Source organism: Streptomyces sp. NPDC043738, from assembly GCF_056436545.1.
Window position 1 is genome coordinate 75945 of the sequence record NZ_JBWKCJ010000027.1, and the last position, 25018, is coordinate 100962.

Consider the following 25018-nt stretch of genomic DNA (forward strand, 5'->3'; position numbering starts at 1 on the left):
CCTCCACCTCTCCCCCCTCCCCCGTACTCGGTTTCCTCTTCTTCCCCCCCCCCCCCCCCCCCCCCCCCCCCCCACCCCCCCCCCCCACGCCCTGGCCGTTTCGGTCGTGATCCAAGGAGAGAGGGGCGACGGCCCTGCGGATGTGCGAGGAGAGCGCGTACGTACCGGGGGAACGCCCCTGCGGAACCGGCCCGTTCGGCTCCTACGACGACCAGCCGCAGCAGGGCCGGGCGGCGGCCGCCCCCACACCCCGGACCGGCCCCCTGACCACCTCGGGGCCGTGGTGGCGCCGCTGTCGGCGGACCCCGCGGCGGGGCCCGCGACTTCCTCGACGGCCGTCTTGGCGGCAGCAACGTGCCGTAGCATGCGTCGGGTTCCCCGGCGCGGCGCCGGTGATCACGGACCGCCGCCCGCGTCGGCAGATCCGTCGACCGCGGTGATCGCAGGGACCAGCCGTTCGTTCCCCACTCACCGTCGGAAGGAAGACGAGGAGGCCCGGTGACAGAGGTGCCGCCCAGCCGGCTCGCCAACCGCCTGAACCGGCTGTTCGAGACGGTCCACCCGCCCAGACGCGGGCCGTACAGCAACGAGGAGGTGGCCAAGGCGGTCCGCGCGCAGGGCGGTGACATCTCCAAGCAGTACATCGCCTATCTGCGCAAGGGCGAGCGAGACAACCCCCGTATGCACCATCTGGAGGCGCTGGCACGGTTCTTCGGGGTGAAGTCCGCCTACTTCTTCGACGACGAGACCGCCTCGGAGACGGACACCAAGCTCAGCCAGCTCGCCGCCCTGCGAGCGGCGGGAGCCCACGCCGACGACCTGCTGGCGCTCAAGGACGCGGAGGTCACCCAGATCGCGATGCGCGCCGTCGGGCTGTCCCCCCGGGGCCTGCGGTTCGCCTCGGCGCTCCTCGACCAGCTCCGCTTGATGGAAGGGCTGCCTCCCCAGCAGTCCGACCGCACATAGGGCCGGGGCCCGCCGCCACGGGGTAGGCCTCCCCGGCGCCCCGGGCCCGCTCGACGGCGACGCGGGACCACTGTCGCGCTGGCAGGTTGATGCCAGCGCCGGCACCGCTCCACCCCGCGCCGACGCCCGGACACGCCGCCCCCGGCACCATGCGCACACCACGTCCGCCCCGGTGCGAACCAGCGTCCACGTCATTCCCCCTGGCCTGCCCGCACGCCCCTGACCTGCGGTGCACGCCCCGGCAGCCGAACGGTGGGGCCTTTCACCCGCACCGCACGCCCCGTGCGGCGGCAACAGAACGCAACCCCCTTCCACTTCATGCACCCGATCGACAACTGCCGTTTTCGCACCGCGAGTTCACGATCATGTCAGTTGACGCCCCATTCGGGCCCCGGTAGCTTCGCCGACAGCTGGACCCGGGGAACGCCACCGCTCTCACAGCCCGCCGCGAACGGCACGCCCCCTGCTCCGCAAGCCGTGTCCAAGAAGTCGGACGGCGTCACGGCGGAGCAGCGCCTCGAACACTCCTGATGCGACCGTCACTCGGCAGTGACCGGCTCCGTGGATCGCCGCGGGCACCGCTTGTCCTCCTCTCGCCGAGCCCACCGCGACGAACAGTGCGACCTTGTCGGCCGGCCCCTCCGCGCTCGTGGCCCGGCATGCCGAGCCACAGAGCGACGGAAACGATGTGGAGGACGTACGCGTGGCAGGATCACGTGCGTTAGACGGGAACCCCGACACCACCGGACGGGGGGCCGCCGGCACCCCCCTCACACCTCGTGAGCTCGACGTCCTTCGGCTCATCTCCCAAGGACTGGCCAATCGCCAGATCGCCCGTGGCCTGGGCATCTCCGAGAAGACCGTCAAGAACCACCTCAGCGCGATCTACGCGAAGATCGGCGCGGCCGACCGCACCCAGGCGGCGATGTTCGCCCTTGCCGCCGACGGCAGCGGCGCCCCGCGGACGAGCGGCCGCGACGAGGGGGACCGCACCCGCCGGCGGGAGGGAACGGCAGACCACGAGGAGCGCCCCGGAGCACGGAACCGGCCCGCCGGCCTGACCGTTCGGGAGATGGACGTCCTTCGGCTGGTCACCCGCGGGATGACCAACCGGATGATCGCCTGTGACCTCGGCATCTCGGAGAAGACCGTCAAGAACCACCTCAGCGCGATCTACACCAAGATCGGCGCGGCCGACCGCACCCAGGCCGCCCTGTACGCGGTGACGAGCGGGCTGCGCGTACCGGGTCGCCGGGTGGCGTTCCCCGTCACCCCGGCAGCACACCTCCCCGCCTGATCCGCCCCTTCTGGCAACAGCCTGCCACCACGAAGAACCAGGTCGAAAAGGGCACACCCCGACGCGTCGGGTACCCCACACTGGACCGGGCAGATGTCCGCGATGCCGGGAGGGGCGCGTCGTCGTGCGGAAGCGGTCCCACCACCAGCGCGGAGGCGTCACCGCGGTGCCCCACGGGACGCCCCAACCGACCGCCCGCCCCTCCCGGCTCTCCGCCCGCTCCCACGTCGGCGGCCCGCACCGCCGGCCGCCAGCGCCACCGGAACGAGACGAATAGGCCGGTTACGGCTCTCGCCCAGCTGACGGGACAGCACCGCGATGTCGAAAGGTCGGGGAAAATCGATGCTCCGCAAAAGCTCCCGGCACTGACGGCGAAGGCGCCGGCGCTGCCGGGTGGCCGCTCACCGGCTGCCTAAAGGTGATGGGTCCTTCATCAACGGCTCGTCCTCACGCGGTGGTTCGCGCTCGAGCGGCGTCGATCTCGCAGACGAAGCGTCCCATATGTCGGCATCGGGCGACCGGTGGCGGCAAGCAGTCGTGGGCATTGTGCAACAGGCCGGACACGGGCTGATGTTGGGCCATGAATTGATCCGGCCAGGAGCCTGAGCATGACGGCAGGAATGGGCCGGGATCGCGAACGGGATCGTGAACTCCGCCGTTCCCTCACATTCGGCCACACCTGCCGCGAAGCCGTCCGGCCATGCCGCGCAACGGCATCCAGTCGCTCGTCGCACAGCAGGCCCCCGAGGACGCACTGCCGTGCCAGTGGCTCGCCGGCCACCGGAGGCGAATGATCGCCATGCGCGCGGGCGCGGTGACACCCGCGAGGTGCGACCGCCCGCTCAAGAGGAACGGTCGGTCCGCGTATCGCCGCGGTACGGCACGAAAAAGCCCCCACCGGATCTTCCCGGAGGGGGCTTTGACGTGTGCGGTGGACCTGAGGGGATTCGAACCCCTGACCCCCTCGTTGCGAACGAGGTGCGCTACCAGCTGCGCCACAGGCCCTTGCGACGAGTGAAACTCTAGCATCTCGGTCGCGGTGCTCGGAAATCGCTTCCGGCGCTGGTCAGCGGAAGGACCGTGCCGCGCTCGCCGGTGCGGCGTGGGTCACTCGTTCGCGGCGCGCGGGCGGTCCTCGTTCTCGTACTGGTCGAAGAGCGGGGTGCGGCCGCGGGGGCGGCGGGCGGGGGTGTCGGACTGGGGGTGGTCGGGGGCGGCGCTGGAGCGGGCGGAGCTCCAGGCGTCGTCGGCCTCCAGGTCGACGTGGCTGGTGGCACGCGGGGCGACCGGGGCGGTGACGTAGGTGGGGAGGGGGACCGGGACGGGCTCCCAGCTGCCGGCGGCGGGGCGCGGGCGTTCGCGCTCGCGCTGCTGGTCGACCCACTCGGCGTGGTCGGTCTCCTCCACCACGGCCCGGCGGCCGGCGGTGTGCGCGGGGGGCGCGGCGCGGGGCGGTTCCGGGGCGGCGTCGACGGGGGCCTCAGCGCGGGCGTCGGCCGGGTGGTCGTCGGCGGGCGGCTGGTCGGCCGCCTTTCGAGGGCGGGGCCGGCCCTCCCGCAGTCGCTGCGCCGCCGCCTCCGCCTTGCGCTGGTCCATGGTGAACGTGAAGCGGCGGCGCTCCTGGGCGCGCAGGTAGATGATGTAGGAGGTGAGCAGCAGGGCGGGCAGGGCGGGGGCCCACAGGAAGGGCAGGCCGCCCACCGCGGCGACGACGGCGCCGACCGTGAAGGCGAGGAAGAGCACGGTGATGGTGCGCCGGCGGCGGGCGAGGACCTTGGCCCGCTTGGCGCGCTCGGAGAGCGAGGGGCGCGGAGGGGCGGGCTGCACCCGGGTGTGGTGGGCCTCGGGCTCATCGGCCGCGGGGTCGCCGAAGGGCCCGGCGGCGGCCTCGTCGGCCGGGGCGTCCGGGTCCTGCTCCTCGCCCGCATCGTCGGCGGGGTACTCCCCGCGCGCCTTGTCGTAGCGGCGCTGCATGGCCGCGCGTCCGGACAGCAGCCGGATGGCGGTGCTGAAGCGCTCGGTCGGACGGGCCTCGTTGAGCTCGTCCTGTCTACGGAGCCACATCGGCACCAAGTAGGCGGCCCAGGCCCCGACGATGACTGCGTAGATGAGGCCGCTGCTTCTCACAACTCACACGGTAGAGGGGTTTGCAGGGGGCCATCCGCCAATTGGGCCGGTGTGTCGCACGATCTGGCTGATATCTCGAACTTTTTTGTGATGGTAGAGATCCGCGCCTTCACCAATCCGGCCAATCGGGAATTTTGTTCGAACATTTATTTCATTTGTGGCGCGTCCCGGGCCTGCTGGGATTCTCCCGGTGCCAGCGGTGGAGCAGGCCCTCGGGCACCTCTTCCGCGGTGAGTGCGAAAACCGCGTGGTCGCGCCAGGCCCCGTCGATGTGCAGGTAGCGGGGCCGGATGCCTTCCTCGCGAAAGCCGAGCTTTTCGACCACCCGGCGGCTGGGGACGTTCTCGGGGCGAATGCAGACCTCAATGCGGTGCAGCCCCACGGCGCGGAAGCAGTGATCGACGGCGAGCGCCACGGCGGTCGGGATCACACCGCGGCCGGCCACTTCCTGATCGACCCAGTAGCCGATATGGCCCGAGCACATCGAGCCCCAGGTGATACCGGCGACCGTCAGCTGTCCGACGAGCTGCCCGCGGTATTCGACGACGAACGGCAGCATCCGGCCGGCGTGTGCCTCCGCGCGCAGATGGCGGACCATCTGACGGTACGTGGGACGGTGCGGCGGGGCCAGGCCGGGCGGGGGCGGCGGGATGGTGGCTTCCCAGGGGCGCAGCCAGTCGCGGTTGCGGCGGTTGACCTCGCGCCAGGCCCGTTGGTCGCGCAGCCGTATCGGGCGGAGGGTGACATCACCGTCCGTCAGGACCACCGGCCAGGGCGCGTTCAGCTCGGGCTCCCGGAGGAGCGGGGGTGGTCGCCGCCGCGGATCTGGTCCACGGCGTGCGGGAGGAGGTCGGCGAGGACGGCGAGGCCGTCGCGGACGCCGCCCGTCGACCCGGGGAGGTTGACGATCAGTGTCGTGCCGGCGACACCGGCCAGGCCGCGGGAGAGGGCGGCGGTGGGGACCTTCTCGCGCCCGGCGGCGCGGATCGCCTCGGGGATGCCGGGGACCTCGTAGTCCAGGACCCGGCGGGTGGCCTCGGGGGTGCGGTCGGTGGGCGACAGGCCCGTACCGCCGGTGGTGAGGACGACGGCGTAGCGGCCGGCGCCGACGGCTTCGCGCAGGGCGGCCTCCACCGGGTCCCCGTCGGGGACCACCCGCGGGCCGTCGACCTCGAAGCCCATGGCCGTCAGGCCCTCGGCCAGCAGCGGGCCGCCCCTGTCGGGGTAGACGCCGGCCGCGGCGCGGTTGGAGGCGGTGACGACCAGGGCGCGGGCGGGTCTCATGACCGGCTCCAGTCGCCGGACTTGCCGCCGGTCTTCTCCTCGACGCGGATGTCGGAGATCACCGCGGCCTTGTCGACGGCCTTGATCATGTCGACGACGGTGAGGGCGGCCACCGAGACGGCGGTCAGCGCCTCCATCTCCACGCCCGTGCGGTCGGTGGTCTTGACCGTGGCCGCGATCTCGACGGCTTCGTCGGTGAGGGAGAGGTCCACCTTCACACCGGAGACGGCGAGGGGGTGGCAGAGCGGGATCAGCTCGGGGGTGCGCTTGGCGCCCATGATGCCGGCGATCCGGGCGGTGGCCAGGGCATCGCCCTTGGGCACGCCCTCGCCCCGCAGCAACTCGATGACCTGCGGCGATACCAGGACCCGGCCGCGGGCCCGAGCCGTGCGGGCGGTGACCTCCTTCGCGGAGACGTCGACCATCCGCGCCGCGCCCGACGCGTCGAGATGGGTGAGGTGTTGCTGGCCGCTGCTCATCGTTCTCCCGGTCGAAACTGCCGCCTGTGGGACGACACCGTACCCCCGGCGGCTCCGGGTCACCCGGCGGGCTGTCCCAGCGGGACGACCTCCACGGTCCCGCCCGCGGCAACCTCGGTGGTGTCCTCGGGGACGACGATCAGCGCGTTGGCGTGCGCCATGGCCTTGATCAGGTGGGAGCCGGCCCCGCCGACCGGGGTGACCGTGCCGGCCTCGGCGTCGTAGGAGCCGCGCAGGAACTGCCGCTTGCCCTTGGGCGAGGAGGCGATGGCCTCGGCGCACCGGGCGGTGGCGGTCGGGCGGTGTACGTCCGCCAGGCCCATCAGGGCGCGGATGGCGGGGCGTACGAACACCTCGAAGGAGACGTACGAGCTGACCGGATTGCCGGGCAGGGCCAGGAGCGGGGTGCGGTCGGGGCCGATGAGGCCGAAGCCCTGGGGCTTGCCCGGCTGCATGGCGAGCTTGCGGAACTCCACGCCGCCGCCCGCGAGGGGTGAGCCGTCGGGCTCGGCGGCGGACAGCCCCGCGAGGGTCTCCTTGACCACGTCGTACGCGCCGACGCTGACCCCGCCGCTGGTGACGAGGATGTCGGCCCGGATGAGCTGGTCCTCCAGCGTGGCACGGAGGGTGGCGGCGTCGTCGGCGACGGCGCCCACACGGTAGGCGATGGCTCCGGCGGCGCGGGCGGCGGCGGCGAGCTGGAAGCTGTTGGAGTCGTGGATCTGCCCGGGGCCCAACGCCTCGCCGGGCTGGACCAGTTCGCTGCCGGTCGACATCACCACGACGCGGGGGCGGGGGCGGACCCGGACCGTGCCGTGGCCGAGGGCGGCGAGCAGGCCGATCTGGGAGGGGCCGAGGACGGTGCCCGCCGCGAGGGCCGGCTCGCCTTCGGTGACGTCGCTGCCGCGGCGGCGGATGTGGGCGCCGGCGGCCGCCGGGCGGTGGACGCGGACCTCGCCGCCGGCGTCCTGCGGGGCGGCGCTGTGGGCGCGCATCGTGGCGGCCGGTCCCCGGCCCGTGCCGCCGTCGGTCCACTCCACGGGGACGACGGCCTCGGCGCCGGGCGGCAGGGGGGCGCCGGTCATGATCCGGGCGGCCTGGCCGGGGCCGACCTCCGGCAGCTCGCCGCTGCCCGCCGCGACATCGCCGATGACGGTCAGGGCGACCGGGGCGGCTTCCGTGGCGCCCGCCACGTCGGCGGCGCGGACGGCATAGCCGTCCATGGAGCTGTTGTCGAAGGGCGGCAGGGCGACGGCGACCGTGACGTCCTCGACCAGGACGCAGCCCTGGGCGTCGAGGAGCTGCAGCTCGATCGGTTCCAGCGGGGTGATCCGGGACAGGACGTCGTCGAGGTGCTCGGCCACCGACCAGACGCGGTCCTGGTGGCTGGTCCGGTCGGTGGCGTTGTTCAACGTCCTACATCTCCTCGGTCACGTAACTGCGCAGCCAGGTCCTGAAGTCCGGGCCCAGGTCCTCACGTTCGCATGCCAGTCTGACAATGGCACGCAGATAGTCGCCACGGTCACCGGTGTCATAGCGCCGGCCCTTGAAGACCACGCCGTGCACCGGACCGCCCAGGGACGGGTCGGCGGCCAGCACCTGGAGGGCGTCGGTGAGCTGGATCTCGCCGCCGCGGCCCGGGTCGGTCTTGCGCAGCACCTCGAAGACGGCCGGGTCGAGGACGTAGCGGCCGATGATCGCCAGGTTGCTGGGGGCCTCGGCCGGGTCGGGCTTCTCGACCAGGTCCGAGACGGTCACGACGTCGTCGTCGCCGGTGGGAGCGGCGGCCGCGCAGCCGTAGAGGTGGATGTTCGCCGGGTCGACCTCCATGAGGGCGATGACGGAGCCGCCGTACTGCTCCTGGACCTCGACCATCCGCGCCAGCAGCGGGTCGCGGGGGTCGATCAGGTCGTCACCGAGGAGGACCGCGAAGGGCTGGTCGCCGACGTGGGGAGCGGCGCAGAGCACGGCGTGGCCCAGGCCCTTGGGGTCGCCCTGGCGTACGTAGTGCATGGTCGCCAGGTCGCTGGACTCCTGCACCTTGGCGAGGCGGGACTCGTCGCCCTTGCGGTGCAGGGCCTCTTCGAGCTCGTAGTTGCGGTCGAAGTGGTCCTCGAGGGGGCGCTTGTTGCGGCCGGTCACCATCAGGACGTCGGAGAGCCCGGCGGCGGCCGCCTCCTCCACCACGTACTGGATGGCGGGCTTGTCGACGACCGGGAGCATCTCCTTGGGTGTGGCCTTCGTAGCGGGGAGAAACCTGGTGCCGAGGCCGGCTGCTGGGATGACAGCCTTGCTGATCCGTGTGTGCGATGGGGTCATGCGCGACACCATAACCGGCGCTATCGGAACGATGATGAGGGTCCGGTCAATAGAGCACGAGAGCGGGAGCAAGGGCACACAGTGAGCACGAACCACGATAGAAAGCGCAGGTTGCGGCGCGATCTCCTGGAAGTGAGGAGATCGTTGCCGGCGGATGTCATCGCGGCGACGGGCGAGGCGCTGGCCCGACGGACGCTGGAGCTGGACGAGTTGGCCCGCTATGTCGCCCCGCCCCCGGACGCCCCACGACCCGAGACCCCGCCGACCGTCGCCGCATATGTATCGATTGGTGGCGAACCGTCCACCCATGCCCTGCTGGACCGGCTGCGGGCGGCCGGGGTGCGGGTGCTGCTGCCGGTACTGCTCCCGGACAACGATCTGGACTGGGCGCTGTACGAGGGCGCCGAGCGGCTCGTACCGGCGGGCTGGGGGCTGCTGGAGCCGGCCGGCGAGCGGCTGACCCCGAAGGCCGTCACACAGGCGCAGGTGGTGCTGCTGCCGGGGCTGGCGGTGGACCGGCGGGGGGTGCGGCTGGGGCGCGGCGGCGGCTCGTACGACCGGGTGCTGGCGCGGCTGGAGCGCGCCGGTGCCCAGGCGTCGCTGGTGGTGCTGCTCTACGACGCGGAGGTGCTGCCCGAAGTGCCGGCCGAGCCGCACGACCGGTATGTGCACGCCGCGGTGACGCCGTCGGGGGTGCACCGCTTCCGGCACTGAGCACCGCGGACGGGAGGGCCGCCCGCGGGGGCGCCGGTGCGGACGCGGCGGCGTGCAGGACCGGCTTACGGGGGCGCCGTATACGAAGGCCCTCCGCACGGCGCGGAACGCCGACGGGCGGGCCGGGAGACCCTCGCGGAGGTCTTCCGGCCCGCCCGTCGGCATGAGAGGACGGCGGCGCCCTGGCGGGGCGGCGTCTGCCCTAGGGGGACAGCGTCAGCGTGTCCTTCCCCGCCTTCTTGACCGCCTCTTCGCCGAACGCCCAGGGCAGCAGTTCACCCTTGGCCCACTTGTCCGTCTGGTCGTAGTAGTGCGTGTCGTAGGCGTGCCCGGAGGCGCCGGTGAGGTTGATCCAGCGGGACTTGTCGAGGTCGGCGAGGTTGACCACCATCCGCATCGACGGGACCCAGGTGACCTTGTAGCCGCCGGCGGCGTTCCAGCCGGTGGCGTCGACCGCGGCCTCACCGCCACCGAGGTTCCAGGGGCCGCGGTTGAACAGGCCCTGCAGCACCCCCGGCCCGTCGGTGCCCAGGGTCTGGTTCTTCAGGAACAGCTGGTGCAGCCGGCCCCAGCTCCAGTTGTCGATGTTCTTGCCCAGCTTGGAGGTCAGCTCGTAGCGCGCGTCGGTCATGGCGTGCGCGAGGAGCTGGTCGCGGTTCTTGTCGCCGGGCCGGCCGGGCCGGTCCTCGGTCTTCCACCAGGCGTTGTCGGGGTCGTCGAGGATGTTGCGGACCACCTCGTACCAGCGGTCGCCGCCGTCGGGCTGGGCGGTGTCGCCGTCGCGCTCACCGCATTCGCGGACGTAGGTGTCGTTCTCGTCGGCGGGGCCGGTCTCGTCGGCCGGGCGGACGTTGAGGCACTGGCCCTGGACCCGCAGCTCCTTGGGCATCTTGTTGCCGAAGGCGAGCTTGAGGGTGTTGCGCCAGACGGCGTTGAAGTAGGCGGCCGCGGCGGAGTCGGGCTCCTGGGTGAAGTCCCAGCCCTCCAGCAGCTGCTGGGCGTCGCGGACGTAGCCGTCCTTGATGTCGATCTTCGTCAGGTAGGGCGTCAGCAGCCGGGCGATCTCACTGCTGTTGTCCTTCTGGAAGGTCTGCATGTCGTCGGTGGAGACCTTGCCGCCGTCCTTGATCTTCGACTGGATCAGGTCGTTGATCCGCTGGCTGCGGGAGCCGTAGCCCCAGTCCTTGGTGATCAGGTAGGGGTACTTCTCGTCGACGACGGCCTGGTTGGCGGTGACGATGTAGCCGCGCTGGGGGTTGTACTCGTACGGCAGCGACTTCTGCGGGATGTAGCTCTTCCACTGGTAGGCCGGGTCCCAGCCGGGCGCCGGGTAGGTGCCGTCGAAGTGCCCGTCGCCCTTGCCGCGGACCGGGATCCGGCCGGGCGCCTGATAGCCGATGTTGCCCTTGGTGTCGGCGTAGATCAGGTTCTGGGAGGGGACCTCGAAGTGCGCGGCGGCCTTGCGGAAGCCGCTCCAGTCCTTGGCGCGGTTGAGCTCGAAGACACCGTCCATGGAGTTGCCGGGGTCCAGCGCGGTCCAGCGCAGCGATACGGCGTAGCCGTCGCCGCGGTCCGGTGCGGCGTTGCCCACCGGGGCGTCCTTGCCCACGTTGCCGAGCTCGTCGTCGCGGTCGGAGACGATCGGCCCGTTGTTGGTGGAGCGGACGGTGATCTCGCGGCTCTCCCCGCCGGCGACCTTGATGGTCTCCTTGCGGGTGGTGAAGGCCCGCTGCCGGTTGTCGTAGAGGTACCCGTCGGCGTTGATCTTCTCCAGGTACAGATCGGTGACGTCCGCACCGAGGTTGGTCATGCCCCAGGAGATGTTCTGGTTGTGGCCGATGACGACGCCGGGCATCCCGGAGAAGGTGAAGCCGGAGACGTCGTAGTTGCACTTGGGGCCGGTGGTACGGCAGTGCAGGCCCATCTGGTACCAGAGCGAGGGCATCTGCGGGGCCAGGTGCGGATCGTTGGCGAGCAGCGGCTTGCCGGTGGTGGTGTGCGCACCGGAGACGACCCAGGAGTTGGAGCCGATGCCGTTGCCGTTGGGGCCGAGCAGCGCCGGGATCTCGTCGAGGGTCTTGGACAGCGAGGACAGCTGCGTCTGCAGGCCGCCGACGGCGGTGCCGGCGGGGGCGGAGTTGGCCGAGCGCTTGGGCGTGAACTGCTTGGTGGCCGGGTCGACCGTGCCGCCGTCGACGATCGGCTGGTTCCGCTTGTACGGGTACGCCGGGTAGAGCTGGGCGATCTGCTCCGGGGTGAAGCGGCTGGTCATCAGGGAGCGGTCGATCTCCTCCTGCATGTTGCCGCGCAGGTCCCAGGCCATCGCCTTGAGCCAGGCCACCGAGTCGACCGGCGTCCACTTGCCGGGCTTGTAGTCGTTGTCGAAGTCAAGCGCCGCGTACTCCAGGGACAGCGCCGAGCCCTCGTGGTCCTTGAGGTAGGCGTTGACGCCGTCGGAGTAGGCCTGGAGGTACTTCTTGGTGCTGGGGGAGAGCTTGGTGTCGTACTCCTTCTGCGCCACGTGGTGCCAGCCCAGGGTGCGCAGGAAGGAGTCGGTCTTGACCTGGCTCTTGCCGAACATCTCCGAGAGCCGGCCCGCGGTCATGTGGCGCCGCACGTCCATCTCCCAGAAGCGGTCCTGGGCCTGGACGTAGCCCTGGGCGCGGAAGAGGTCCTCGTCGGTGTCGGCGTAGATCTGCGGGATGCCGTGGGCGTCGCGGACGACGTCCACCGGATTCGTCAGGCCCGGGAGTTTGAGCGAGCCGGTGGTCTGCGGCATGGAGGCGCGTACGGTGCTGACCCCCCAGAACGCGCCGAAGCCGATGCCCGCCACGAGCAGCAGCACGACAGTGATCGCGACGAGACGGCCGCGCCGCCCCTTCTTCTTCCTGGGGACTGGGCCGGACTTGTTGGCGGGCATCTCGGTCCTTCGAGGGGCAGGGTGGGAGTGCTGGAGCAACCATAGGCGCACGGGTTCGGCGACCCCTACGCGGAGTCACCACCAGCACATCCGACTTTCAAGTAATGGTAAATTGTTAGTCTCAGTAACTAGATACGGTAAGGAAAGCTACCCAACGGCCCACCGCCCGAACCTGTGCGAGGAAGGACCAGCTCCCTGACTGTCGAACACCTCAACGAACTCCTGCTGATCTGCTCACTCGTGCTGCTCATCGCCGTCGCCGCGGTACGGGTGTCCTCGCGCAGCGGGCTCCCCAGCCTGCTCATCTACCTGGGGATAGGCGTCGCCATGGGGCAGGACGGCATCGGCGGCGTCGCCTTCGACGGTGCCGAGCTGACCCAGATCCTCGGCTATGCCGCACTGGTCGTGATCCTCGCCGAGGGCGGCCTGGGCACCAAGTGGAAAGAGATCAAACCGGCGCTGCCCCAGGCGGCGGCGCTCTCGACGGTCGGCGTCGCGGTGAGCGTGGGGGTCACCGCGGCCGGAGCGCATTATCTGGCCGGAATCGACTGGCGACAGGCGCTGCTGATCGGCGCCGTGGTCTCCTCCACGGACGCCGCGGCCGTCTTCTCCGTACTGCGCAACGTGCCGCTGCCGTCCCGTCTGACAGGTGTCCTGGAAGCCGAATCCGGCTTCAACGACGCCCCGGTGGTCATCCTCGTCGTCGCCTTCTCCACCGTGGGACCGGTCGAGGAGTGGTACGTCCTGCTCGGCACCATCGCCCTGGAGCTGGCGATCGGCGCCGCCGTCGGACTGGCCATCGGATGGCTCGGCGCGTACGGGATGCGGCATGTGGCGCTGCCCGCGTCCGGCCTGTACCCGATCGCCGTCATGGCCATCGCGGTCTCCGCGTACGCGGCCGGCGCACTGGCGCACGGCTCCGGCTTCCTCGCCGTCTACCTGGCCGCGGTCATCCTCGGCAACGCCAAGCTGCCGCACGCACCGGCCACCCGCGGCTTCGCCGAGGGCCTCGGCTGGATCGGCCAGATCGGCATGTTCGTGCTGCTGGGCCTGCTGGTCACACCGCACAAGCTGGTCGACGACTTCGTGCCCGCGCTGGTCATCGGGCTGATCCTGACGATCGTGGCCCGGCCGGCATCGGTGTTCACCGCGCTGCTGCCGTTCAAGGTGCCCTGGCGGGAGAAGACCCTGCTGTCCTGGGCCGGGCTGCGCGGCGCGGTCCCCATCGTGCTGGCCACCATTCCGATGGTGAGCGACGTACCCGGCAGCGAGCGGGTCTTCAACATCGTCTTCGTCCTGGTCGTGGTCTACACCCTCGTCCAGGGGCCGACGCTGCCGTGGCTGGCCCGGCGGCTGGAACTGGGCGACGGCAAGGAGGCCGCCGACCTGGGCATCGAGTCGGCTCCCCTGGAACGGCTGCGCGGCCATCTGCTGTCCACGTCCATCGGCCCGACGTCCCGTATGCACGGCGTCGAGGTCGGCGAGCTGCGGATGCCCGCGGGCGCCGCGGTCACCCTCGTCGTACGGGACGGCTCCAGCTTCGTGCCCTCGCCGACCACGGTGCTGCGGCGCGGCGACGAGCTGCTGGTGGTGGCCACGGACCAGGTGCGCGACGCGGCCGAGCGACGGCTGCAGGCGGTCTCCCAGGGCGGCAAGCTGGCCGGCTGGCTGGGAACGGACGGCGCCTCGCGGCGGCACCCCCGCGGGTAGGGCCCGCGCCGCCCGGGGGTCACGCCCCCGCGGCGCGGCCGCCCCGGAGATGTGCTGCACATCTCCACGGAACCCAAGGAAATTTACGTGAAGCCCTGGCTAATCCCAGGGCTTCACGCGCTTGGGCCTGTAGTATGAAAAGGAACAATGACGAACCAACTCTGCCTGACGCAGAGCTGGCGCGACCGCTCGGCGGCCGCGGTCCCCTGCCACACGCAGCCACCTCTCGGGGTGCGGACCATGCGGTATCACTCGGTCCTGCGCGAGAGGACAGCTCTCGGCGCGTGCCTGTGACGACCTCGCGGGTGGCGCGCTACCAGGCGGCAGAAAGGCCCGGCCGTGGCATCCGCGGTCAAGGACTCCCGTCCCGGTTACGGACAACTGCTCCGCACCCCAGGTGCATGGACATTCCTGCTGCCCGGCTTTCTGGCCCGGCAGCCCTTCGCGATGCTGACGATCGGCATCGTGCTGCTCGTCGAGTCCACCACCGGCTCGTACGGCACCGCGGGCGCGGTGTCCGCCGCCACCGGTGTCTCGATGGCGCTGTTCGCCCCGCAGAGCGGCAAACTCGCCGACCGCTTCGGCCAGCGCGCGGTGCTGATCCCCGGCGTCCTGGTCCACGTCGCCGGCGTCACGGCCCTGATCACCCTGGCCCTCGTCCACGCCCCCCTGTGGGCGCTGCTCGCCGTGGCCGTCCCCACGGGTGCCTCGACGCCGCAGGTCGGCCCGATGGTGCGGGCCCGCTGGGCCTCCCGGCTCGGCGGCAGCCCGCTGATGCCGACGGCCGCCGCCTTCGAGTCGGTGACCGACGAGTTCACCTTCGTGGTCGGCCCCGTGCTGGCGACCGCGCTGTGCACGGGCATCCACCCGGCGGCCGGCCTGATCGCCGAGGCCGCGCTGACGCTGGCCGGCGGGCTGCTGTTCGCCTCGCAGCGGCGCAGCCAGCCTCCGGTGCACCGGGCCGGGGCCGGCGACCGGCCGCGCGTCTCGGCGCTGTCGGTGCCCGGCGTCCGCGTCCTGATCGTGGCGTTCCTCGGCATCGGCGCCGTCTTCGGCGGTATGCAGGTCTCGCTGACCGCGTTCACCCAGGACATCGGTCAGCCCGGCATCAACGGCGTGCTCTACGGGATCTTCGCCGGCGGCAACATGCTCGCCGGCATCGCCTGCGGCGCGATCGCCTGGAAGGTCGGCCCGCGACGCCGGCTGCTGGTCGCCTACGGTCTGCTGGCGCTGGCCACCACTCCGCTGTGGACGGTGACCGCCGTGCCGCTGCTGGGCGCCGTCGGCCTGGTCGTCGGCCTGTGCATCGCCCCGGCCCTGATCACCGGCTACACGCTCGTCGAGTCGCTGGTGCCGGCCGCCGCCCGCACCGAGGCCTTCACCTGGCTGACCGGCGCGGTCGCGCTGGGCCAGGCGGCCGCCGCGACCTCCGCCGGCCAGCTGGCGGACCGCTTCGGCCCGAGCACCGGCTTCCTGGTGCCGCTGGCGGGCACGGCGCTGGCCCTGGTGGTGCTGGTCGCGCTCCGCGCCCACCTGCTGCCGCGCTCCTCGACCGTGGTCGCCTCCCAGGGCGACGCGGCCGCGCCCCCCGCTGCCGCCGACGACCGGGAGCGGGAGCTGACGAGCGCCTGAACGGACGTGGAGTCGGTCACCGTATCCCCGTCACGGTGGACTGACGGGCCGGAATACTGCAATATGGAGCGTCGTTAGCACTCATCGAGTGAGAGTGCCAGGAGGAAGTCAAGTGCCGACCTACCAGTACCAGTGCACCGAGTGCGGCGAGGGCCTCGAGGCGGTGCAGAAGTTCACCGACGACGCGCTCACGGAGTGCCCGAGCTGCAACGGACGCCTCAAGAAGGTGTTCTCCGCGGTCGGCATCGTCTTCAAGGGCTCCGGCTTCTACCGCAACGACAGCCGCGGTGCGTCGTCCAGCAGCAGCCCCGCGAAGAGCTCCTCCTCGTCGAGCGGCACGTCCTCCTCGGACTCCGCCGGCTCCTCGTCGAGCAGCTCCGACTCCGCGTCCTCCACCCCGGCCGCGGCGGCCTCCAGCAGCACCTCGAGCACCAGCTCCGCGGCCTGAGCCGCACCCCGCACTTCTTCGGACCCCGCCGTCCTCATGGACGGCGGGGTCCGGTTGTTCCGGTGGTCCGGTTGTTCCGGTGGTCCGATCGCCCTGGTGCCCCTGGCCTCTGGCGCCCCAAGGTCTCTGATGCCCTACGAGGCGGCCGGATCGCTGATCACGGGGTCGCCCGGCCCCCGGTCCCGATAGTGTGGCCCGCATGGCTGACGCGGAGATAGGTGTCATCGGCGGCTCGGGGTTCTACTCCTTCCTCGACGACGTGACCGAAATCACGGTGGACACCCCCTACGGTCCCCCCAGCGACTCGCTGTTCCTGGGCGAGATCGCCGGACGCCAGGTCGCCTTCCTGCCCCGGCACGGCCGCGGCCACCACCTCCCGCCGCACCGCATCAACTACCGCGCCAACTTGTGGGCGCTGCGCTCCGTCGGCGTACGGCAGGTCCTCGGCCCGTGCGCGGTCGGCGGTCTGCGCCCCGAGTACGGCCCCGGCACGCTGCTCGTCCCCGACCAGCTCGTCGACCGCACCAAGGCGCGCCCGCAGACCTACTTCGACGGCCACCCGCTGCCGGACGGCAGCGTCCCCAACGTCGTCCACCTCACCTTCGCCGACCCCTACTGCCCCACCGGCCGTCAGGCCGCCCTCACGGCTGCCCGCGGCCGCGACTGGGAGCCGGTCGACGGCGGCACGCTCGTCGTCATCGAGGGGCCGCGCTTCTCCACCCGCGCCGAGTCGCGCTGGCACGCCGCCCAGGGCTGGTCGGTGGTCGGCATGACCGGTCACCCCGAAGCGGTCCTGGCCCGCGAACTGAGCCTGTGCTACACCTCGTTGTCCCTGGTCACCGACCTGGACGCGGGCACCGAGACCGGCGACGGCGTCTCCCACGAGGAGGTTCTCGCCGTCTTCTCCCAGAACGTCGGCCGGCTGCGCGAGGTGCTCTTCGACGCGGTCGCCGCACTGCCCGACAACACCGCCAGGGACTGCCTGTGCGTCGACGCCCACGCGGGCTGGGAGCTGGGCATCGACCTGCCGTGAGGCAGTGGCGTGTCAGGCAGTGAAGAGTGAGGCAGTGGTGACGGGGCGCCTCGGTGATGTGGCGCCTTGGTGATGTGGTGCCTTGGTGACGTGAGCCTGCCGCCCGGCTCCCTCTCCCGGGTGGCCGGGTTATCCACAAGGGCGGGGTCGTCCACAGCCCGGAGCGGGCGCGGGCGGACTGCGGCACGGTGAGACGTAGCCCAAGGCAAGCCCCTCGTCACAGGCGGTCCTTCATGCCCAGCACGTTCACCGACCCGATGCCACAGCCCCTCCGCTCAGCCCCGTCCGCCCCTCACCTGCCCACACCCCCTCGCCGCGAAGTGGCGCAGTTCGCTCCGGTGCGGGTCACGCCCTCCCGTCATCGGTTACGAAGGTTCGTACGACAGCGCCGCGGAGCCCTGGCGGCAGTCGCCATGACCGCGGTCGCTCTGATCATTTCCGTGCGGCCAGACGCCGACGACGCACGAACTCGGTGCTCGGCGCACATCACCACGCACAAAGATCGATTTATGCGACCCGATGGGCGACAGCACATATCCATAGCCCAGGAATGAGAAGTGCGTCACCAATCGAAAATCTTCGCCCTGGCGCACATTTGATCGCAATAGCGCTCATGGCAGCGGCGAAATTTCAGAGAATTTTCAACGAACTCCCATGAACGACGGCCCCATTCATTCACTTCCCCCGACTCCTTTTACCCGCTTACCCGCAGACTTCCCTGAGCTCGTCACTGCCCGCCTCAAGTCGGTCACGCACACGGGACGAGAACTTCACGCTCGCCGCCCCTTAAAGCCCGCCTTGTCATCCGAGAATCACTTATTGGCGACGACGAGCCGCCCGGCACCGTGGGCGCCCGCCGCCTGGAGGGAGTAGCGCTCAGGACGGGGACAGCAGGCCCGGCGGGCGGCGGGCGGCAACCTTCCAACCCCTGCGGAGCAGGATTCTCCCATTCCCGTCTTCTTCTGATCTGGCTCGGAAGCAAGTAGGACACCAAATGTCCATACGCAACCATGAAATGGAAGGGCAGGCATTCGGCCACGCGCCCACGATCGCCTCACCACACCACACCGCACCGCACCACACCGCACCCCGAAGCAAAGCGGCGATCGCCCATATCCCGAGCAGCTATATCCCGACGAGCACCAGAAGGGAGGCTTATGAGAAAACATCTCACCTGACCCGAGTTGCGCAGCCTGAGCAGGTCCGGGATCATCCTTCGAGGCGCATCGGCCAGACAAGAAGGGTCCTCATAGGTGAGCACGGAGAAGAGAAGCGTCCTCGCGGGCTTCAGGGAATTCCTGATGCGGGGCAACGTCGTCGAACTCGCGGTCGCGGTCGTCGTCGGTGCGGCGTTCACCAACATCGTCAACGCGGTGGTGAAGGGCGTCATCAGCCCCATCGTGGGCGCCCTCGGTTCGCAGAACCTGGACCACTACCAGTCCTGCCTGACCGCGACGTGCGCCAAGGACCCCAAGACGGGCGCGTTCACCGACGGCATCTACATCCTCTGGGGCTCGGTGCTGAGCGCCGCGCTGACGTTCCTGATCACCGCCGCGGTCGTCTACTTCCTCATGATCCTTCCGATGAACAAGTGGAAGGAACGCCAGGAGGCCAAGAAGCCGGTCGATGACACCCCGGCGGCCCAGACCGAGGTCGAGCTGCTCACCGAGATCCGCGACGCGCTGATCGCCCAGCGCGTCGGCTCGCCCACCCTGCCGTCCTCCGCCTCGGGGACCATCGGCACCCAGAAGACCCACGAGTAGCAGGCGCCGCAGGCCGGCACACGCCGCCCCCTCGCCTCGCTCAGAGGTGGTGGGGCGGCTTTTCGTCGAGGAAGCGGGCGAGATCGGCGGCGCTGTCACCGCCGGCCGGGCGCTCGCCCCAGCCGCGATCGGTGTCGTCGGAGGACTGCTGGTTCAGCGGGTCGTCGAAGATCAGCCTCGCGGCGGGCCTGCGGGCCGGGCGCGGTACCGGCGCAGCCGCCGGAGCCTGGTCGGCGCTGCCGTCGGCATCGGCAGCGGCGGCGGCCTCGGGCCAGGGGGTCTGCTCTGATTCGGGGGTGGTGCTCACGTCCTCCAGGGTACGGGCCGGCCGGGCGCTGCCGCCGTTCAGCACGCACCTGTGCCCCCTCGGCCCGCCCCTCGGTCCCAGGCCGCCTCCCAGGCCGCCTCGGCACGGGCCGGCAAGCGAGCCTGAGCCGGTCAGCCTCGCGGCCGGTCGGCCAACCAGGGGGCGTGAACCGGTCAGGCCACGCAGCCGGCCGGCAGGGCAGGCGGTCCGCCCGCCACCGTGAGTCGGTACGCGGTCCAGCGGTCACTCGCTCAGGCGGCCGGCTGGTCAGACGGTCAGGCGGCCACGCGGCCAGGCGGTCAGGCGGTCAGGCGGTCAGGCGGTCAGGCGGTCAGGCGGTCAAGGGCAGTTCGCCGACGACCTGGTCGCCGCTCATCTCCCCGGTCCGCACGAAGCCGAGTCGCCGGTAGAACCGTTCCGGTCCGTGCTCCCCCGGGACCCAGGTCACCGTCGCCCGGGTCTGTCCGCGCCCGCGGATCTCCTCGCACACGGACTCCACGGCGAACCGGCCGTAGCCCCGGCCCTGTTGATCGGCGGCGATGTTCAGGCGCCAGATTCCCGAGCGCAGCCTGTCCTGCGGGTTCTCCGGGTCGAAGCGCACGAGGAAGAAGCCCATGACGAAGCCCACGAGCCGTTCACCGTCGAAGATCAACCGGGGCCAGGCGATCTCGGGCTGCGCATACGCCTCGGCCAGCGAGCGCGCCACCGGCGCCACCAGCCCCTCCTGGTCCGGCCGGACCCGCAGCCGGCAGGCGGCCTCGACGTTGTCCGGCGTGACCTTCTCCAGGCGTAGCGATGATGACGTCATGCCGGAAAGCTACCGGCCGCTCGTCGAGGACTCGACGGACTAACCGGCGCCCGCGGTGGACCGGCCCTGGCTGCCCTTGTCGTGGGTGGGGACGGGGTGCGGGCGCTGCCCGTCGTGGGGCCGGGTCGGCGGGCTCTGGGAGGCGTGTTTGCGTTTGCGGGGGCGGCCCGGGTCGGTGCCGGGGAGGGGATGGCGCGCGTATGCCTGGTCGTGGGACATGGGTGATCACCCTTCCGTTGGCCGTGGCACGGGTCCGTCGGCTGTGGGACAGGTCCGTCGGCTGTGGCACAGGTCCCACGCTAGGCAGCGACGGGGCCGACCGCCTGTTGTGCGGCCTTATCGGGTGAGTGCCCCTGGGGAGAGTCGGGTGTCCGCGGAGCCAGGGCGGCCGTGGCCGTCAGCGGCTCTTCGCCGCCCCCTCCAGCGCCTCGTGCCACCACATGTCACGGCCGGGCTTCCAGGACACCGGACGCGAGCAGCGGTTCACGACCAGCACCGTGCGATCGGACGCGCCCCCCGCGGCCGCGCCTCGCGCCAGTGCGTGGTCGAGCAGAGCCTTCACCGGCCGTACGGCCCCGTCCCAGAACGCCGCGTCCGCGGTGATCACCACCCGGGCGTCCGACTCCCGGGTCCGGGCGACCAGTTCGGGCACCGTCAGCGAGACCGGCAGCGTCGTGCGTATCGCATCCAGCCGCCCGCAGGCGAGCGTGGCGATCACCGACTCCGGGACCAGCGGCAGATGGACCGCTACCCGGTCCCCGGCCCGCACCCCGAGCCGGGCGAGCGCGGCAGCCGCCCGTGCGGCCTGGTCGAGGAGCATGCCGTGCGTCAGTTCCTCCAGACGTCCCGGCTCCCCACTCCAGGTGAGGGCGATCCGCGACGCTTCCGGCTCTTGAACTTCGCGGGCGTCTTCTGCATGCTCTGTGATCACACGGCGCAACATGCGGATCAGCATGTAGATCACCGATCAACGATCGCTTAACGTCCGCTGTACGGGGCCGGCGCCCGCCCCTTCCCGCACCTCGGCGAGGAACACCCTTACGGGCTCTTCCCCTAGAGGAACTCCCCCTACGGGCCTTCCCTGAGGACCCTGCCGCCTTCGGGTCCCGGGCCTGCCGCCCAGGGCTCCCGCCGCCTACGGGTCCTTCCCCCTTCTGGTGCACCCCATCCCTCCTCTCCACTGCCGTTTTCCGCCAACCCCTGGGCCGTCCGCGCCCGAGGGGGCTCGTGAGGCTCATGAGAGGTGCCCTCATGCCCGTCACACCGGAGTCCGTACCGCCCCCGCGTCCGCACCCGCCCGCGCACTCTGTCTCCTCCGTGCGCTCGCGGGCCCGTTGGGCGCTGGCCGCCGTCGCCACCGGCGCCTTCTGCGTGCAGCTGGACGCCTTCGCGCTGAACCCCGCGCTCCCCGTCATCCGCACCGACCTGGACGGTTCCCGGACCGCCCTGCCCTGGGCGGTCGGCGGCTATCTGCTCACCGCCGGCTCCCTGATGCCGGTCGCCGGCCGGCTGGCCGACCTGTGGGGGCGCCGCCGGATGCTGACCCTGGGGCTGGCGCTCTTCGCCGCCGCGGCGGCGCTGTGCGCGCTCGCGCCGTCGCTGCCGCTCCTGGTGGCGGCGCGGTTGCTGCAAGGTGCGGGCGGCGCGCTGATCATGCCCGCCGGGCTGGCCCTGCTCACCAACGCCTGCCCACCGGGGCGCGGGCGACGGGCTATCGGACAGGCACTGGGCCTGGCCGGAATGGCCACCGTCTGCGGCCCGTTCGTCGGCGGCGCGCTCGCCCGGTTCGTGTCCTGGCGGGCCGTCTTCTGGCTGACGGTGCCGCTCGCCGTGGCGGCCGCCGCCTGCGCCCTCCGGACGGCCGAATCACCTGCCCCGGGTGCGGGAAAGCGCCCCCTCGACCTGACGGGCGTACGGGCCGGGCGCCGCTCCCCCGGCCCACTGGTGGACCCGGCGCTGTTCCGCAACCGCCCGTATGTGGCGCTGACCGTGGCCGGTGCGGTCGCCAACTCCGCGACCGTGGCCCTGTTGTACGTGGTCCCGCTGCTGCTCCAACAGGGCCGGGGGTGGTCCGCCCTGGACGCGGGGGTGGCCTTCCTGGCTCCGGCAGCCGCCCTGGCGGCCGGCGGTCCGCTGGCCGGCCGGGTGCGGCCGGAGCGGACCGTGACGGTGATGGCGGTCTGCCTGTCGTCCGCCGGGGCCGCACTGTGGGCCGTCGGGCCCCGCTCGGACGCGGCCGCCCTGGTGGCGGCCGCGACGGTGGCCGCGGCGGCGCTGGGCGTGGCCGGCGGGCTGGCCCTCACCGGCACCCAGGCGGTCGTACGCCGCGAGCGCGCGGGCGAGGCCTCCGGGGTGACCAAGGCCGTGATGACGGCCGCGGCAGGGGTGTGGCCGGCGCTGGTCGGTGCCGGCGCCGGAGCGGGGAGCGGCACCCGTCCGGCCCCGGCCCTGGCCCTGCCCGCTGCCGCCTGCCTCGCCGCCGCCGTGGCCATCGCGCTGGTAGGCGCACTTCGGCGCCGGGGCCGACAGCGGTGAACGGGCGGCCGTGGTGCGGGCGTTCAGCGCCTCCCCGCGGCCACCGCCTCGTACCCGCCCACCACATCGCACACGTCCCCGAACCCGTGCGACTCCAGCAGCGCCGCCGCGATCACCGACCGGTTCCCGCTGCGGCAGTAGAGGACGACCGGGCGCGACGGGTCCAGTTCGGCGAGCCGGTCGGTGAGGCCGGCCAACGGGATGCTGTGGGCGCCGGGGAGGGCGCCCGCCGCGTACTCGGCGGGATTGCGGACGTCGACCAGCTGGGCGCGCGACACCCGGCCGTCGGGCGACGCCGCCGCGTCGGCCACCCGGGCGTCATCGGGCACCTTCTGCTCCGCGCCGCTGCCGTCGTCCTCCTCCGCGCCGAGCGCCCGATCACCGCTCGGGCCGTCTGCCTCCAAGAGCAGTTCCTCGGGGCGGATGCGACGGCTCTGCCGGACCAGGGCGGACGCGGACGCACCGTCCAATACGGCGGCGGGGTCGGGCAGATGGCCGAGGACGCGGTCATAGCCGATACGGGCCAGGCGAAGGCGGGCCTCCTGCTCCTTGCCGGGGTCGGCGAGCAGCACGATCGGGGTGCCCGGGGGAACCACGCTGCCGGCGTACTCCGCGAACCGGGTATCCAGGCTCGTATGCAGCGATCCGGCCAGATGCGCACGGGTGTACGCGGCCGGCGGGCGACAGTCGAGGAGGGCTGCGCCCCGCTGGTCGCGGGCCGCGAGCGCCTGCTCCAGGGTGAGGGCGGGCAGCGGGGCGGCCTCCAGGAGGGGGTGGCCGTCCCGGTTGAGTGCCGCATCGTGCGCGAAGTAGCCGGGGGTGGCGGGCTGCCCCGCGGTGACCAGCCGGACGAACGCGTCCTTCGGCATGGGCTGTAGGGCGTAGTTGAGGCGGCGCTGGTCGCCGATGGTGGAGCTGGTCTCGGTGGACAGGCTCCGGCCGCAGGCCGAGCCTGCGCCGTGTGCGGGGAAGACCCGGGTCGCGTCCGGGAGAACCATGAGTTTGGTGTGCAGGGAGTCGTGCAGTCGCCGGGCCATGTCCTCCGGGGAGTGGCCGGCCGCCGAGAGCAGATCGGGGCGTCCGACATCGCCGACGAAGAGGGTGTCGCCGGTGAGCACCCCGAACGGCACCTCGTCGTCGGGGTGTTCGTGGACGACCAGGCAGATGGACTCCATGGTGTGGCCGGGAGTGGCGAGGACGGTGAGTGTGACCCCTTCGGTGCTCGCCTCGCCCTCCCCGGCCCCCAGCCGTATGCGCTCGCCGTCCCGTAACCGCCTGATGGGGAAGCCGGTTTCGGCGGCCTCCCCGAAGGCGATGGTGGCGCCGGTGGCCCGTGCGATCTCGAGGTGACCGGAGAGGAAGTCGGCGTGGATGTGCGTCTCGATGACGAGTTCGATGCGCAGGCCGGCGGCCTCCGCGTCGTGCAGGTAGTCGTCGATGTCGCGGCGCGGGTCGACGAGGACGGCGCGTCCGGTGGTCCGGTCGCCGATCAGGTACGACGCCTGGGAGAGGCAGTCGAGGTAGTACTGGGCGAAGTGCACGGTCGGCCTCCAGGGAGCGGGCGGACGCCGGGCGTGGGGGCGGAGTCCGCTTGGGCGGGTGTGGGTGGATCGCGTTGTGCGGATGCGCGGATGTACGTACATTAAGGAGCCGGGTCGGCGGGGGACAAGCGGGGGGTGGCTCCCCAGGCCATCCAGCACCTCCCCTCGCATCAGCCCGTACCCCGCGTCGGCTTGACGCCACCTCAGTCCGATGTGGTGTCAGCTGACGAGACGTTCGAGACCTCATCAGCGCACCCACCCGTACGTTCCGGAGGAGCCACCATGACGACCGAGCCGCCACCGGACGGCGCCGCCACCGGCGGGCACGGACCGCGCCCCCTGGACCGACGCTCACCGCTCCCCCTCTGGGCGCAGCTCTTCGACGATCTGCGCCGCCGGATGGCAGCCGGTGCGTTCACCGACGAGTTCCCGGCCGAGCACCGGCTCACCGGCGAGTACGCGGTGAGCCGGCACACCGTCCGCGAGGCACTGCGCAAACTGCGCGCCGACGGCCTGGTGATCGCCGAACGCGGCCGCGCCAGCAGGCTGGACACCCGCCGCATACAGCAGCCGCTGGGCTCGCTCTACAGCCTCTTTCGTGAGCTGGAGGGCCAGGGTGTCGAGCAGCGCAGCGAGGTGCTGCGGCTGGAGCGGACCGCGGACGCGACGGTCGCCGGACATCTGGGGCTGATCCCGGACGCACCGCTGGTCGTACTGGAGCGGCTGCGGCTCGCGGACGGCGAACCGCTCGCCCACGACACCGCCTATCTGCCCGCCGAGATCGCCGAGCCGCTGCTGGAGGCCGACTTCGGGCACACCTCGCTCTACGGTGAGCTGTCGCGGCGCTGCTCGGTGAAGGTCACCGGCGGCCGGGAGCGGATCCAGCCGTTCCTGCCGGACATCCGGCAGGCGTGGCTGCTGGGGCTGGCCGACCGGGAGGCGGCGTTCGCCATCGAGCGGCTGGGCCGGGCCGGGGAGCGGCCGGTGGAGTGGCGGGAGACGGTGGTCCGCGGCGACCGGTTCACCTTCGTCGCGGAGTGGTCGGACGACAGCCGCAACGTCGCCCTCGCGCCACGCGCCGCCGTCCCGTCCCCGGACGGGTATCCGTCCCCGGCTTCCTGTCCGTCCGCGTAGC

The 25018-nt window shown here is 71.8% G+C and carries 22 protein-coding genes and 1 tRNA gene; 10 read left to right on the forward strand and 13 right to left on the reverse strand.

Going from position 1 to position 25018, the window contains the following annotated elements; translation table 11 throughout:
* Positions 1–498: 498 nt before the first annotated feature.
* Entirely contained in the window at positions 499–966 is a 468-nt protein-coding gene (locus AC0680_RS29170; RefSeq protein WP_478634470.1) for a helix-turn-helix domain-containing protein, read from the forward strand.
* A 703-nt stretch (positions 967–1669) separates the two neighbouring features.
* A complete protein-coding gene (locus AC0680_RS29175) occupies positions 1670–2263 on the forward strand; it encodes a response regulator transcription factor (protein ID WP_478634473.1) in 594 nt (197 codons plus the stop codon).
* Between the two features lie 932 nt (positions 2264–3195).
* Here AC0680_RS29175 and AC0680_RS29180 read toward each other — a convergent pair.
* The 7 genes from AC0680_RS29180 to galU form a co-directional block, all read right to left on the reverse strand.
* Positions 3196–3268: transfer RNA gene (locus AC0680_RS29180), tRNA-Ala, on the reverse strand.
* Between the two features lie 102 nt (positions 3269–3370).
* On the reverse strand, positions 3371–4390 hold the full coding sequence (gene sepX / locus AC0680_RS29185; RefSeq protein ID WP_478634475.1) for a divisome protein SepX/GlpR: 1020 nt from the start codon (positions 4388–4390) through the stop codon (positions 3371–3373).
* Between the two features lie 151 nt (positions 4391–4541).
* Positions 4542–5174 (reverse strand): GNAT family N-acetyltransferase, encoded by a 633-nt coding sequence (locus AC0680_RS29190; protein WP_478634575.1) that lies wholly within the window; start codon positions 5172–5174, stop codon positions 4542–4544.
* On the reverse strand, positions 5171–5674 hold the full coding sequence (locus tag AC0680_RS29195; RefSeq protein WP_478634477.1) for a MogA/MoaB family molybdenum cofactor biosynthesis protein: 504 nt from the start codon (positions 5672–5674) through the stop codon (positions 5171–5173). The genes AC0680_RS29190 and AC0680_RS29195 overlap by 4 nt, the downstream gene beginning before the upstream one ends.
* Positions 5671–6153, reverse strand: coding sequence for a cyclic pyranopterin monophosphate synthase MoaC (gene moaC, locus AC0680_RS29200; RefSeq protein ID WP_468979134.1), 483 nt, complete (start codon positions 6151–6153; stop codon positions 5671–5673). Before moaC ends, AC0680_RS29195 begins: the two co-directional genes overlap by 4 nt.
* 59 nt (positions 6154–6212) lie before the next feature.
* Positions 6213–7565: a molybdotransferase-like divisome protein Glp gene (gene glp / locus AC0680_RS29205; RefSeq protein WP_478634479.1), complete on the reverse strand. Its 1353-nt coding sequence runs from the start codon at positions 7563–7565 to the stop codon at positions 6213–6215.
* A gap of 4 nt (positions 7566–7569) precedes the next feature.
* Complete coding sequence (gene galU / locus AC0680_RS29210) at positions 7570–8472, reverse strand: UTP--glucose-1-phosphate uridylyltransferase GalU (RefSeq protein ID WP_393487677.1); 903 nt, start codon at positions 8470–8472, stop codon at positions 7570–7572.
* A gap of 111 nt (positions 8473–8583) precedes the next feature.
* On the opposite strand from galU, the gene AC0680_RS29215 reads away from it, so the two are divergent.
* On the forward strand, positions 8584–9186 hold the full coding sequence (locus AC0680_RS29215) for a 5-formyltetrahydrofolate cyclo-ligase (RefSeq protein WP_478634483.1): 603 nt from the start codon (positions 8584–8586) through the stop codon (positions 9184–9186).
* Positions 9187–9388: 202 nt separating this feature from the next.
* Here the strand turns inward: AC0680_RS29215 and AC0680_RS29220 are convergent, their stop codons facing one another.
* Positions 9389–12106, reverse strand: coding sequence for a penicillin acylase family protein (locus AC0680_RS29220; protein WP_478634487.1), 2718 nt, complete (start codon positions 12104–12106; stop codon positions 9389–9391).
* 174 nt (positions 12107–12280) lie between these two features.
* Between AC0680_RS29220 and AC0680_RS29225 the strand changes: the two genes are divergently transcribed.
* The 5 genes from AC0680_RS29225 to mscL all read left to right on the forward strand — a co-directional run bounded on the left by AC0680_RS29225 (position 12281) and on the right by mscL (position 18692).
* Positions 12281–13816 carry a potassium/proton antiporter gene (locus AC0680_RS29225; protein WP_478634489.1) on the forward strand — a complete coding sequence of 512 codons (1536 nt, stop codon included), beginning with the start codon at positions 12281–12283 and terminating at the stop codon, positions 13814–13816.
* 339 nt (positions 13817–14155) lie between these two features.
* Complete coding sequence (locus tag AC0680_RS29230) at positions 14156–15448, forward strand: MFS transporter (RefSeq protein WP_478634492.1); 1293 nt, start codon at positions 14156–14158, stop codon at positions 15446–15448.
* A 112-nt stretch (positions 15449–15560) separates the two neighbouring features.
* A complete protein-coding gene (locus tag AC0680_RS29235; RefSeq protein ID WP_468979147.1) occupies positions 15561–15896 on the forward strand; it encodes an FmdB family zinc ribbon protein in 336 nt (111 codons plus the stop codon).
* Positions 15897–16095: 199 nt separating this feature from the next.
* A complete protein-coding gene (locus tag AC0680_RS29240) occupies positions 16096–16929 on the forward strand; it encodes an S-methyl-5'-thioadenosine phosphorylase (protein WP_478634495.1) in 834 nt (277 codons plus the stop codon).
* A 1253-nt stretch (positions 16930–18182) separates the two neighbouring features.
* Positions 18183–18692: a large conductance mechanosensitive channel protein MscL gene (gene mscL / locus AC0680_RS29245; protein WP_478634498.1), complete on the forward strand. Its 510-nt coding sequence runs from the start codon at positions 18183–18185 to the stop codon at positions 18690–18692.
* A gap of 40 nt (positions 18693–18732) precedes the next feature.
* Here mscL and AC0680_RS29250 read toward each other — a convergent pair whose 3' ends face one another.
* The 4 genes from AC0680_RS29250 to AC0680_RS29265 form a co-directional block, all read right to left on the reverse strand.
* Positions 18733–18999 (reverse strand): hypothetical protein, encoded by a 267-nt coding sequence (locus tag AC0680_RS29250; RefSeq protein ID WP_478634500.1) that lies wholly within the window; start codon positions 18997–18999, stop codon positions 18733–18735.
* Positions 19000–19330: 331 nt separating this feature from the next.
* Positions 19331–19807: a GNAT family N-acetyltransferase gene (locus AC0680_RS29255; RefSeq protein ID WP_478634503.1), complete on the reverse strand. Its 477-nt coding sequence runs from the start codon at positions 19805–19807 to the stop codon at positions 19331–19333.
* A 39-nt stretch (positions 19808–19846) separates the two neighbouring features.
* On the reverse strand, positions 19847–20026 hold the full coding sequence (locus AC0680_RS29260) for a hypothetical protein (protein ID WP_478634506.1): 180 nt from the start codon (positions 20024–20026) through the stop codon (positions 19847–19849).
* A 178-nt stretch (positions 20027–20204) separates the two neighbouring features.
* Entirely contained in the window at positions 20205–20738 is a 534-nt protein-coding gene (locus tag AC0680_RS29265; RefSeq protein WP_478634509.1) for an AMP-binding protein, read from the reverse strand.
* Positions 20739–21058: 320 nt separating this feature from the next.
* Here AC0680_RS29265 and AC0680_RS29270 point away from each other — a divergent pair, with 320 nt between their 5' ends.
* Complete coding sequence (locus AC0680_RS29270) at positions 21059–22342, forward strand: MFS transporter (protein ID WP_478634512.1); 1284 nt, start codon at positions 21059–21061, stop codon at positions 22340–22342.
* Positions 22343–22365: 23 nt separating this feature from the next.
* Here AC0680_RS29270 and AC0680_RS29275 read toward each other — a convergent pair whose 3' ends face one another.
* Positions 22366–23883: a rhodanese-like domain-containing protein gene (locus tag AC0680_RS29275; protein ID WP_478634515.1), complete on the reverse strand. Its 1518-nt coding sequence runs from the start codon at positions 23881–23883 to the stop codon at positions 22366–22368.
* Positions 23884–24165: 282 nt separating this feature from the next.
* On the opposite strand from AC0680_RS29275, the gene AC0680_RS29280 reads away from it, so the two are divergent.
* Positions 24166–25017 (forward strand): GntR family transcriptional regulator, encoded by an 852-nt coding sequence (locus AC0680_RS29280; protein ID WP_478634518.1) that lies wholly within the window; start codon positions 24166–24168, stop codon positions 25015–25017.
* Position 25018 lies beyond the last annotated feature (1 nt).

What these genes read in the sequence shown, in the direction of transcription:
- AC0680_RS29195 (WP_478634477.1), bottom strand. Translation starts at nt 5,674, where the DNA reads ATGAGACCCGCCCGCGCCCTGGTCGTCACCGCCTCCAACCGCGCCGCG.
- moaC (WP_468979134.1), bottom strand. Translation starts at nt 6,153, where the DNA reads ATGAGCAGCGGCCAGCAACACCTCACCCATCTCGACGCGTCGGGCGCG.
- galU (WP_393487677.1), bottom strand. Translation starts at nt 8,472, where the DNA reads ATGACCCCATCGCACACACGGATCAGCAAGGCTGTCATCCCAGCAGCC.
- AC0680_RS29220 (WP_478634487.1), bottom strand. Translation starts at nt 12,106, where the DNA reads ATGCCCGCCAACAAGTCCGGCCCAGTCCCCAGGAAGAAGAAGGGGCGG.
- AC0680_RS29240 (WP_478634495.1), top strand. Translation starts at nt 16,096, where the DNA reads ATGGCTGACGCGGAGATAGGTGTCATCGGCGGCTCGGGGTTCTACTCC.
- AC0680_RS29255 (WP_478634503.1), bottom strand. Translation starts at nt 19,807, where the DNA reads ATGACGTCATCATCGCTACGCCTGGAGAAGGTCACGCCGGACAACGTC.
- AC0680_RS29260 (WP_478634506.1), bottom strand. Translation starts at nt 20,026, where the DNA reads ATGTCCCACGACCAGGCATACGCGCGCCATCCCCTCCCCGGCACCGAC.
- AC0680_RS29270 (WP_478634512.1), top strand. Translation starts at nt 21,059, where the DNA reads ATGCCCGTCACACCGGAGTCCGTACCGCCCCCGCGTCCGCACCCGCCC.
- AC0680_RS29280 (WP_478634518.1), top strand. Translation starts at nt 24,166, where the DNA reads ATGACGACCGAGCCGCCACCGGACGGCGCCGCCACCGGCGGGCACGGA.